At 68.6% G+C, this 10,588-nt stretch carries 12 protein-coding genes; 5 read left to right on the top strand and 7 right to left on the bottom strand.

The genetic code is table 11. The features are described from left to right. On the top strand, nt 1-672 hold a 672-nt coding region (locus ABZU91_RS30250), incomplete at its 5' end, for a hypothetical protein (RefSeq protein ID WP_355247869.1). Here ABZU91_RS30250 and ABZU91_RS30245 read toward each other — a convergent pair. Further along, nucleotides 637-1,005: a hypothetical protein gene (locus ABZU91_RS30245; RefSeq protein ID WP_355247867.1), complete on the bottom strand. Its 369-nt coding sequence runs from the start codon at nt 1,003-1,005 to the stop codon at nt 637-639. The genes ABZU91_RS30250 and ABZU91_RS30245 overlap by 36 nt on opposite strands. Before the next feature lie 73 nt (nt 1,006-1,078). Beyond that, nucleotides 1,079-1,708 carry a VOC family protein gene (locus ABZU91_RS30240; RefSeq protein WP_355247864.1) on the bottom strand — a complete coding sequence of 210 codons (630 nt, stop codon included), beginning with the start codon at nt 1,706-1,708 and terminating at the stop codon, nt 1,079-1,081. 136 nt (nt 1,709-1,844) lie between these two features. On the opposite strand from ABZU91_RS30240, the gene ABZU91_RS30235 reads away from it, so the two are divergent. The 4 genes from ABZU91_RS30235 to ABZU91_RS30220 all read left to right on the top strand — a co-directional run bounded on the left by ABZU91_RS30235 (nt 1,845) and on the right by ABZU91_RS30220 (nt 5,951). Beyond that, nucleotides 1,845-2,246, top strand: a complete 402-nt coding sequence (locus ABZU91_RS30235; RefSeq protein WP_355247860.1) for a hypothetical protein — start codon at nt 1,845-1,847, stop codon at nt 2,244-2,246. A gap of 211 nt (nt 2,247-2,457) precedes the next feature. Continuing rightward, on the top strand, nt 2,458-2,811 hold the full coding sequence (locus ABZU91_RS30230) for a hypothetical protein (RefSeq protein WP_355247858.1): 354 nt from the start codon (nt 2,458-2,460) through the stop codon (nt 2,809-2,811). 133 nt (nt 2,812-2,944) lie between these two features. After that, nucleotides 2,945-4,897: a DNA/RNA non-specific endonuclease gene (locus ABZU91_RS30225; protein WP_355247855.1), complete on the top strand. Its 1,953-nt coding sequence runs from the start codon at nt 2,945-2,947 to the stop codon at nt 4,895-4,897. Between the two features lie 67 nt (nt 4,898-4,964). Then, nucleotides 4,965-5,951: a hypothetical protein gene (locus ABZU91_RS30220; protein ID WP_355247853.1), complete on the top strand. Its 987-nt coding sequence runs from the start codon at nt 4,965-4,967 to the stop codon at nt 5,949-5,951. Between the two features lie 198 nt (nt 5,952-6,149). Here ABZU91_RS30220 and ABZU91_RS30215 read toward each other — a convergent pair whose 3' ends face one another. The 5 genes from ABZU91_RS30215 to ABZU91_RS30195 all read right to left on the bottom strand — a co-directional run bounded on the left by ABZU91_RS30215 (nt 6,150) and on the right by ABZU91_RS30195 (nt 10,535). Beyond that, nucleotides 6,150-6,563 (bottom strand): hypothetical protein, encoded by a 414-nt coding sequence (locus ABZU91_RS30215; RefSeq protein WP_355247850.1) that lies wholly within the window; start codon nt 6,561-6,563, stop codon nt 6,150-6,152. Between the two features lie 157 nt (nt 6,564-6,720). Then, complete coding sequence (locus tag ABZU91_RS30210) at nt 6,721-7,449, bottom strand: anti-sigma factor (protein WP_355247847.1); 729 nt, start codon at nt 7,447-7,449, stop codon at nt 6,721-6,723. Beyond that, nucleotides 7,446-8,060, bottom strand: coding sequence for a sigma-70 family RNA polymerase sigma factor (locus ABZU91_RS30205; protein WP_355247874.1), 615 nt, complete (start codon nt 8,058-8,060; stop codon nt 7,446-7,448). Before ABZU91_RS30205 ends, ABZU91_RS30210 begins: the two co-directional genes overlap by 4 nt. 262 nt (nt 8,061-8,322) lie before the next feature. Further along, complete coding sequence (locus ABZU91_RS30200) at nt 8,323-9,846, bottom strand: molybdopterin-dependent oxidoreductase (RefSeq protein ID WP_355247844.1); 1,524 nt, start codon at nt 9,844-9,846, stop codon at nt 8,323-8,325. 59 nt (nt 9,847-9,905) lie between these two features. Further along, on the bottom strand, nt 9,906-10,535 hold the full coding sequence (locus ABZU91_RS30195; RefSeq protein WP_355247841.1) for a fasciclin domain-containing protein: 630 nt from the start codon (nt 10,533-10,535) through the stop codon (nt 9,906-9,908). Nucleotides 10,536-10,588 lie beyond the last annotated feature (53 nt).

The following is a 10,588-nucleotide window of genomic DNA, read 5'->3' as shown; positions in this document are numbered from 1 at the left end:
GATCACCGCCCAAGCCTCGTCAGTCAGCTCACCACGACGTACCACCGGCACATCGTCAACGATCAACCACTACAAGATCGGCAGGACACGCCCTACGCCGGTCCGGACGGCACCGACCTGTTCCAGGTGCTGTGGTGCCCGGTGGACCACTCGGACCGGCACTACAGCCCTCGCGTCTTCCTCTACTGGCGCAACAGTTCCGCCGTCGGCCCGCTACTCGAAGCGCCTCCCGAGTCGCCGGTGATCAGCGACATGTACCTGCCAATCCCGTGCGTGGTGCACCCCGAGCAGGTCCGCGAATACCAGTACGCCGACCTACTTCCCAATGACCTGCGCGAGCGGCTCGACGAGTGGGATGACGACGATGAGAGCCGCCCGCACTATCAGAGCGACCTGTCGCTGGCGCCCGGGTGGAAGGTCGGCGGGTTCGCGAACTGGTCACTGACCGATCCGTACCCGATGGAGTGTGCTGCCTGCGGCACCACGATGACCCTGATCTTCACTGTGGATTCGGGCGACTGGAACGGCATGCATTGCAGCTGGCGCCCGTCCGAGGAGAACCCGAGCGCGTCCCCAGACATCGTTGGTGTGCAGATCGGCCGTGGCTACTCGCTGTACATCTTTCGCTGCCCCGATTCAGCCGATCATCCCCCGGCCACCGCTGTGCAGTGACCTGGCGAAGAGGTCTTCAGCGCTGGTCACCAGGCACCCGAACATGTCGCCGAGGACGACCCGCTGGTGTTCCGTGAGCGGGTTTACGAACACCGCAACATCGACCTCTGCGGCCCGGCACGCCTGCGCGATCTCGCGCGCCTTGCCCGGGCTGAGCAGTGTCCGCCGCGAGAACGGCACGTCCATCTTGGCCGCACCGCCTAGCGACACCCCCCGCCGCTGTACGTGCCGGCACACCACCCGTCCGCCATGGCCCTCCACGGAGGCCGCCAACGCGTCCAGCTCTGAGCCGAACTCCTTGTCCTTTGCCGAGAAGAGGCCCACGAGCGCCACGTCGGCCCCCGCCAGCACTGAGGTTGGTGACTCGCTCGGATGTCGCCGCACAAGGCAATGGTGTCAAACTCCGCTATTCGCGTCCGACCCAGGTCGCGACGCACGCCTCGTTACCCTCTGGGTCGGCCAGCACCCACCACATCGGCGCATGTGCGTCGGAAACGACGCGTCCGCCGGCGGCCAGAGCGGCAGCGATGCGATCCTCCGCTTGATCGTGCGGGACGGCGATGTCCACATGCATCCGATTGCGGTGCGGTCGCTCTGTCTCCATGGGTTGCAGCCCGAATCCGGGGCCTCGTCGCGCCGGATCGGCCAGGTAGTCGTCACCGATCTGCCGGTATCCAAGCAGTGCCTGCCAGAACGGCAGCACGTCCGAGTTGACCAGGGCATCGAGGGTGATGTTGACGAGCTGCACCGCACCGGGGTCGGCGGGGATGCCGAGCGCCCGGGCCGCGGCCGATATCCGTCGCGCCAGAGAGATGTCACGCCGGGACAGCGAGACGGTGACGCCAGCGTGGCGCAGGTCCAGGTTGAGGTGCTCCTGCTCGTCGCGACCAACCAGCCGGCCGATCTCATCGACGAACGCGATCCCCGCCGACAGCGAGCCGGTCCGGAAGTAGGCCGAGACCAGGTGGTAGAGACAACGCCAGTCTTCGACACCGTCAGCCGCGTGGAAACCACCAGCGGTGATCTGCACCGTCACGTTTGCGAACCTAACATCGGCCACGGCCGGAATGCCCACCGCGGCTGTCGAGAGCTTCTCGCATCCTTTACCGTCCCCACCTATGACCCACCCGTACCAGGTGCCCCCACCGCCGAAGCGGCGGACGTTGCGAACCGTGTTGATCGTCGTCGGCGTGGTCGTCGTGCTGTGCTGCGGTGGAGCCGGCGTCGGCGGCTTCTTCCTGTACAAGGGAGTCAAGGGGGCAACGGATCCCGCGCTGCAGGCCGCTGAGTCGTTCGTCAGCGACCTGGAGGAGGACGATGCCGACGCGGCGTACGGCCTGTTGTGCAGCGCCACGCGCGTCAGCTACACGAGAGAGGCGTTCGTCCAGGGCGTCGCCAAGCAGCCGAAGATCCGCGGCCACAAGGTCAACGGCGTCAAGGTGTCGAGTGTCAACGGCCGCACGTCCGCGACGGTGAACATGGCCCTGACGCTGGACAGCGGCTTCACCGACCGGCACATGTTCGCGTTGGTGAAGGAGGACGGCGCCTGGAAGGTGTGCGGCCAGCCGTACTGACCCTGTGGAGGAGACGTACGTTCCGCGGTGAAATCGGTTGTCGCACATCGTGGGGTCGCCGAGCATGGGCGAGGTGAGCCGAAGCCTGCGTACAGATCCCCGGTCGCGCCAGGCGCACCGTCGCGCTCCCGGGGTGGAACGGGTACGGATCCACGTTCATGCAGCGCGACCGGGATTCGCGCATCCGGCAAGCGGGCGTGACGTTCGTGAGGTGCTGGAGGCCGTCGGGGCTTTCGCTTGGTACGGGCTACGCGTCATCGAGTTGCGGCAGACCGAGGACTTCGACCTCGGATCGGTTGTCCTTGGCAGGACCAGAGCACCGGGCGAGATCCTTCTCTACGAACAACCGGCACGCGAAGCGGCTCGGCTGCGGGACTTCATGCGTTTCGACGTACTGCTGCACGAGCTTGGCCATCATCTGCTCCAACACCGCGCTCGGAAGGTGGGCAACATCCAGCGGCGGTCGGACCATGAGCGATTCTCGGATGCCTTCGCTGCCCAGTGGAAGCCCGTTGTCCAGGCCGCACTCGACACCTCCCATCAGCGGGTGTTGGACGGCAGGTGACCTTGCCAGCCTGACAACGCATCAACCGCACCGCCTTTTTCGTGAAAGGTCGTCAGGTACCAGACAGCGATCACGAATGTCTCGCTCTACCGTTGACGTTTCGCGGCTCAGTCGGTCCAACGGGGAGGACATTATGAGCGGGCGGCGGCAGGCCCTTCTGTGCGGCGTCTCGGTGGCCTTGTTAGCGCTCACCGGTTGCACCGGCGGAGGCAAGAAGGTCGAGGTCGGCACCAAGGACGCTTTCACAGCGGCCATAGAAGCGATGCGGCAGGCACCCGCGCTGCAGTACACGTCGGATCTGGGGGGCGTAGCGGTCACCACGCGCGCCACCAGTGCCGGCCAGTCTCTGAGCACGATGGCACTCGGTAGCATCGATGTGCAGAGTTTGAGCATCGGCGGCAAGGTCTATGTCCGCTTCCCGGACGGCTTCGCGGTCCCTGGCACCACCGGCGCGCAGTCGAGTTCGTTGACCGGTAAGTGGCTCACCGGAGGGGCCGCAACCGGTCCCGCCGCCCAGCAGCCTCTCACGCCCCGCACCCTCGCTGACGCCGTCGACGAACGCCTCCGCGCCGAGGGCGCCACTTTCCCGCGTTCAACTGAGACAACGCCGGCGGAGGGGGTGACGACCTGGAAGGCCACCACCCCTCAGGCCGAAATCTTCGTGAGCACACAGCGTCCGTATCGGTTGGTGCAGATCGTGTCGAAGGAGGGAGGCGCGTCACTTCCGTCCTTGCCGAGCCTGCCGGCCTTGCCGACCAGGGGCGCTGATCCCTCGGCGCCTGATCTGCCGAGTCTGCCGTCGCCGCCGAGCCTGCCGACACTGCCCGGCATGCCGACGCTGCAGGGCGCCGCGCACACCTCCATTGTTGGGGCCGGCAGTGGTGGTTCGCGACAGGTCAGCTGGCGGCGGATGGCCCCTGCCGCACCGACGTTGCCCGGACGGATCCGGGTGGCCGACATGGGGCAAGCCGAGGTGGATGCCCTGTTCCGCGACCTGACCGGAAAGGCCAAGGAGCTGGAGAGTTCGTTCGACCTGTCCTACCAGTTCACGGCCAAGGGCAACGCCCGCTTCACCGGATGCGGTCCCGGCGCCTGCCGGATAACCGTCACCATCAGCAGCCGCTTCGTGGGCAAGGACCTGCAGACGCCCAAGTCCGCCAGCGCCACCATGACCGTCACGATGACCGGTGATGGCAGACCAGTCGGCGGCTGCGCCACCACAGGCACCCTGCCGGTCAACGCCACTGGCCAACTCAGCTGCACCAACGTGTCCCCCACCTGGACCAGTTGGTACCTGCGGGCCCGTACTCAGCGCGGCGCGCACGTCTACGCGGCGCAGGCCCAGGTGCTGGCGCGGGCGGTGACACGCGTGCAGGTCCAGCGGATCCTCGACGAGCTGCAGGAGTGGCTCGACGACGCCCGTACCCGCCGGCAGCCGACGCCCACGGCCGCGCCGAGCGCCAGCGCATCGCCCGCACCCGCCACCGTCTCCCCTTCGCCCAGCAGAAGCACATGCGTGAGTTCCCGTCCGCCGGGCGCGCAGGGCAGCGGCGGCGGGTGGATCGTGAACACCACACAACCGGTGGCCAACCGCAACAAGACCACCACTCCCCCAGGCGGTCCCGGTGCTCGGGCAAGCCAGGCGACCGCCTGCATCACCAGGCCCGCCGCGAAGGGAACCGCCGCTCAGGGAGACATCACCGGCTGGCAGGACGCGCAATCGTTCGCCGCCAGAAACGGCGGCGGCAGTCTCGCCCGGTGCCACCTCGTCGCCAACGTCCTCGGAGGCAAGGGCATCGCGGCCAACCTGGTCCCCTGCTGGCAGGTGGGCATGAACACCGGCACGCCCAGCATGCGCACGTACGAGCAGACCGCCCAGACAGCGGTGGGACGGTTGAACGCCGGCGAGGCGGTGTACTACGAGGTGACGGCGCAGTACCGCGACGCCACCAGCACCATCCCGACGTCGGTCACCATGAGCGCTACCGTCCAGAAGGCCGACGGCACGACGCAGCCCCTGTTCAGCGGCAGTATGGTGCCCAACAATCGGACGGTCAACGGAGCGGTGGTCAACCTTGGAAACTGACGGTCCCGGGTCATCGACAGCCGGCGCCCCCCGCAGCACCCCGCCACGTCCGGCGGACATCGCGGCGGTGTTCCCGCAACTGGCGCCGCTGGCACGCACGACGACACGCCTGCACCCACGTCCCGGCTCACCGTCTGTTCGCCAAAGTTCGGTCGGCGGGCCGCTGCTGTGGCCGGTCACCGAGGCATGGCCGTTCTGCGATGGTCCGCACCAACCGGACGGCCGACCTGCGACGACGGTGCAGGACGTGAGACTGCTGCGGCAGCTCATCACGGCTGCGAACAACCGTCCTGCCGGTGACATGCTGTTCACACCGCAGGAGCAGGAGGTCGTGGATCGTATTGATGGTGGCCGCCCCTGGCCCGACGAGCCGGTGGCGTTGCTGCCCGTCGCCCAGCTCTATCGTCGCGACGTGCCCCATCTCCGTGTGCCCGAGCAGGCGGACATGGTGCAGGTGCTGTGGTGCCCGTTCGACCACCCCGAGCAGCAGATACCCAGGACGGCGCTGTTCTGGCGCTCCTCGACCCGACTCACGGACGTGGTCGTCACTCCCCCGCAACCCGTCGCGGTCCAACATGAGGGTTACGTGCCGCAACCGTGCCTCGTCCATCCCGAGCAGGTGACGGAGTATCCCGCGCCGCTGGAGCTGAAGCAGGGTCTGCGCGAGCAGGTGGAGCAGTGGAGTGCTCGGCAGAAAGCCGACGCTGCCCCGGGAAGCGCGTACGACCAGGCAGAGTCGGCGTTCTACCAGTACGAATTGTCCGTCGCACCGGGCTGGAAGGTCGGCGGCTGGGCGCCCTGGAGCTTCATCGACCCTCAGGCGCTGCCCTGCCAGAGCTGCGGAACACCGCTCGAACCACTGCTGACGATCGCCTCGAGCGAGTGGGACGACAGCAACCACAGCTGGATCCCCTACGAGGACAGAGACGCCGCCATGCGGAACGCCCACCCGGACCCGGCGCGGCCGAGCCTGGTGTCCATCGCCGGGTTCAACCTGCAGCTCTACGTCTGTCCGGTGTCGCCGGAGCATCCACACGCCGAGTTGCTGCAGTAGCGCGGCCGGACGGAGCGCTGCGTCATCATGGCGCCTTGACAGGGGTAGAGGCGTCATTTTGGGGTGGGCCGGTCGACGGCAGGATCATGCCGGTGGGAAGTTTGCGCAACCGTCGCGGTTCAGGATGACCAGAGCCGTGTTCGACGGCGGTCAGCGCATACTTCGGGGCCAGCCGAGTGCGGTAGGAGCCGGACGCTGCTATGCGACACCGGGGGTGGGGACACCGGTCCGAACCGCCTCGATAAAGCCATCGGGTGGCAGGTAGCGATGCTCTTCGACATAGTGGCCGATCAGCGCCGGTGCGGCGAAGTTCGTTCCGCCCACTCCGGTGAGCCAGATCTCGCCGTTCCCGCGTGCGACATCGGACGTTTCGGGGAGCCGAGTGTCGACCCCGGTCACGTGCGGCTCAACCGCAGCCGGGCAGAACTGGCAGTAGTGGTAGCCACGCATGAGCCGTACCGGTGTGGTGCCGAGGCTTACCAAGCGATCTCGCACGTCGCGGGGGCAGGCTCCGGTGGTGAAGGGCATGCTCGAATCCAGCCATCCAATGGCGAGGGCGTCCGGGGCGCCCGGGTGGTAGTCATAGGGCGCCAGGTCAGGGATGTACGTCACGCGTCGATCATCGCAGTCCGGCACGGACCTGACGCGCTCCACGTACACATGCTCATCGACGGTTGAGGGCGGTCTCGTGGTAGCCGCCCTACTGCCTGCCTGCCTGCCTGCCGGCCGGTACTTGACGTTGCCACAGAGGCGCGGGTGCTCACCGTGCTCAGCTCAGCTCGACCGTACCCAGGATTCGTGTGGGGACGACGGAACCGCCCACGGGTTCGTTGGAGACGCCGAAGCTGCCCGCCTGCGCGACCGGACCGACGACCATGGTCGACTCCCGGACGCCCTCTGCCAGTCGTCCGACCTTGCGGGGCTCGCTACCCCGGATGAGCCACAGCTCGTAGATCCGCCCGGGGCCGGCCTCGGGCAGGTCCCGCAGCAGCACCACCCCACGGTCCCGGTCGCGCGAGACCACCACGGTCGCGGCGCCGCCGGGTTGCAGCGACCGCTCGAACACCCGGGCGTCCGGGGCATCCAGGACCGCGGCGATCTGCCGCGCCTGGTCACTGCTGGCCCGCTCGTCACTGATCCGATCACTGGTCACGGCCCAGGTGGCCGCGCTCGCGCCGCCGGCCACGAGCACGGCCGCCGCAGCGGCCGCGGTCAGGCGCCGCCACCTGCCAGCCCGCCCTCTGCCGCTGTCTCCTACGGCAGCGGTACGCACCTGCGGGGTGCGCGCCACCTGCGTGAGGGTGCGCTCCCGTAGAGCCGGCGGCATGCCCTCGACGACCGTATCGTCGGCGAGCCGTGCGACGGTCTCCCGCAACTCGGCCACCTCCAGACGGCACGACTCGCAGTCCGCCAGGTGCCGCTCGAACGTCGCCCTCTCAAGCTCGTCGACCGCGTTCAGGGCGTACGCGCCGGCGAGGGTGTGGATGTCGGCGCTCATGCCCGTCCCTCCATGTCGATGCCCAGGCAGTCGCGCATCCGGATCAGTCCATCGCGCATCCGCGTCTTCACCGTCGGCAGCGGCGTGTTCAGCTTCTCGGCGACCTCACGGTAGGTGTGGCCGCCGTAGTAGGCCAGGGTCACCGCCTCCCGCTGCACCGGTGTCAGGCGGCCCAGACAGCGACGGACCTGTTCCCTCTCCAACCGGGCCGTGACGTCCTCGACGACCTCGTCGTAGGGAACGTGCGTCTCGGTCGCGGCGACGCGCCGGCTGCGGTCGGTGTGAGCCTGCTCGGAGCGCACCCGATCCACAGCCCGGCGATGCGCCATCGTCAGGATCCAGGCCGAGGCCGAGCCACGACCGGCCTCGAAGCGGCCAGCGGTACGCCACACCTCGACCATCACCTCCTGCGTCACCTCCTCGGCCTGCGCCGGGTCACGCAGGACCCGGCGGGCCAGCCCGAGGACCCGGCCGGCCACGGTGTCGTACAGCGCCGCGAACGCCGCCTCCTCACCCCGCGCCACCCGAGACAACAGCTCGTCAGGACTCGGCGTGACGGTGTCCGGCGGCACCGACCGCAACCGCCGCACGTGTTCCGGGTCACCGCTCATCCTCGGCATGTCCTCTCCTGTGCTGGCGGCCGTTCAGCCTGCCGCCGCATGCTCGAATGCTTGGCGACGTGCGCGTGAGCGAGGCGCGGGTAGACGATGACATTGTCGCGGCAGTGCACTCCACGTCTCCGTTCCGCGTGCATACGGCGTTGCTACTCGGGTGCGGTCGTGAGGGATTCGTGCCGTGGCGGTCGCTGGACTGGTGCCGGACGAGGTTTTTTCGACTATGTCGCTGACGGTCCGCCGGACGGCAGGCACCCGATCACGTGATCGTGACGGTGGTGCTGTGCCAGCCGGTCGCGCCGTCGGGGAAGGGCGCGACCCGTTCGTCGGTCTGGGTCGCACCGGTGGCATCGGTGGCCCGTACACGCAACGTGTGGCTGCCGGGGGTGGCGTCCCAGCGGTAGGTCCACTGCCGCCACAGGTCCGGCGACGGACCGTCGGCGAGCAGTGCCCGCTGCCACGGCCCGTCGTCGACCTGCACCTCGACGGCGGTGATCCCCCGCCGTTGCGCCCAGGCGACCCCGGCGATCATGAGAGGTCCGGCACGGCGTTGGGCGAAGGGTTGCGGAGTGTCGATGCGTGATGCGGTCTTGACGGGCGCGTCGGCGGCCCAGCCGCGCTGCACCCAGTAAGGGTCGAACGCGTCGAACGTGGTCAGCTTCATCGAGGTGAGCCATTTGCAGGCGCCCACATAGCCGTAGAGGCCGGGCACGAGCATGCGGACGGGGAAGCCGTGTTCCAGGGTCAGGGGTTCGCCGTTCATGGCCACGGCCAGCATCGCGTCGCGCCCGTCGAGGATCGCCTGGAGCGGAGTGCCGATGGTCATACCCTCCACCGAGCGGCTGACCAGCTGGTTCTGCCCGGCGTGGATGCCCGCCTCGCGCAGCAGCGGGGCGAGGGGGACGCCGATCCAGCGGGCGGTGCCGATGTAGGGGCCACCGACCTCGTTCGAGACACAGTTGAGGGTGATGTCACGCTCGACGAGGCCACGGGCGAGAAGATCCTCGAAACTCCAGGTACGAGGACGGTCGACCGCCCCGTCGAGGGTCAGTCGCCAGGTCTTCACGTCGACCTGCGGGACGGTGAGAGCCGTGTCGACCCGGTAGAAGTCCCGGTTGCGGGTGAGGAACGCCGAGACTCCGTCGACGCCGGCGGAGACAGCCGCGGGTAGCGGCGGCGCAGGGCGCACGGGCGGCGGGATACGAACGGCGGCACGGGAACGGTCACCGAGCGCGCTGCCGCGACCGACAGCCTCGCCGATCGCGGCCGTGGAACCGGCGCTCAGCGTTGCCCCTGCCGCCGTGGCCAGGAACTGACGGCGGTTGAGCAGCCTCGGCCGGCTCGACGCGCCCACCCGGACCGTTCGGGCGGCGCGCACCAACACCAGCATCGCGGCCGACCCGACACCCGCACCTGCCAGCACCGGCAGGACGTCCGAGGGCGTCGCACCCGGACGGGACAGAACGGCGGCCGCGCCGACGGCAGCGAACACGGCGAGGCCGGCCAGACCGTAGCGTCGTCGTCGAACCGCCGCCGCGCCGAGCAGAACCGCGGCCAGGGCCAGCAGCGCGTAGACGCCGACGAGGAGTGCGATCTTGTCGTGGGCGCCAAAGGTGCGGATGGCGAACGCCTTGACGGGCTGCGGTGCTTGGTCGATGGCGACACCGCCGACTGCCAGCACCGGATCGGAGACGGGGGCGAGCAGCGCCGCGAGGAGATGCGCCACGGCGAGGGTCACTCCGGCGGTCAGCACGCCGACGACGGGGCCGCGGAAGGCGGTCATGCTGAGGGACGGCCCCGACCGGCGGGTCGCCGGCCGGGGCTCGATGTCGGTCGACGCCATCAGCTCTTGGGCATCAGAACGGTGTCGACGATGTACACGGTGGCGTTGGCCGTCGAGACGTTCCCGCAGACGACCATCGAGGTGCCGTTGACGGTGAACGACGAGCCACTGCCGGTCACTTCCAGGTCGCCGCCCTGCAACGTCTTGTGGGTGCCCGCCAGGGTGTCCGGCGACAACTGGGTCGGCACCACGTGGTAGGTCAGCACCTTCTTCAGCATGGCGTCGTCGGCCAGGACCTTGTCCAGGTCCGCCTTCGGGATCTTGGCGAACGCGTCATTGGTCGGCGCGAACACCGTGACGCCCTGCGCGCCGTTGAGAGAGTCGACCAGGTTGGCCTTCTTCACGGCAGTCACGAGGGTCGACAGCAGCGGGTTGCCGGACGCGGCCGTTGCCACCGGCACCTTCGCCATCGCGTCGAAACTACCCGGGTTGGAGGGATCGGTCGGCACGGCGGCGCATCCCGAGCCGAACTGACCCGACATCATCGTCGACGGCGATGCCGATGCCATCGGCGCGCTGGCCGACGTGCTCGGCGCGCCGCTGGCACCGTCGTCGCTGTCGGTGCCGCCGCAGGCGGACAGGGCCAGCACTGCGATCACGCCAACCGAGGCAAAAAGGCGTCGCTTCATCCGAACTCCTCAAATGCTTGTACGTCACTGCTGTTGTCATGAGGCATTCGAGG

The organism is Micromonospora sp. NPDC005174, assembly GCF_040608495.1.
Taxonomy (GTDB): domain Bacteria; phylum Actinomycetota; class Actinomycetes; order Mycobacteriales; family Micromonosporaceae; genus Micromonospora.
This window is presented reverse-complemented; position numbering and strand designations above follow the sequence as displayed.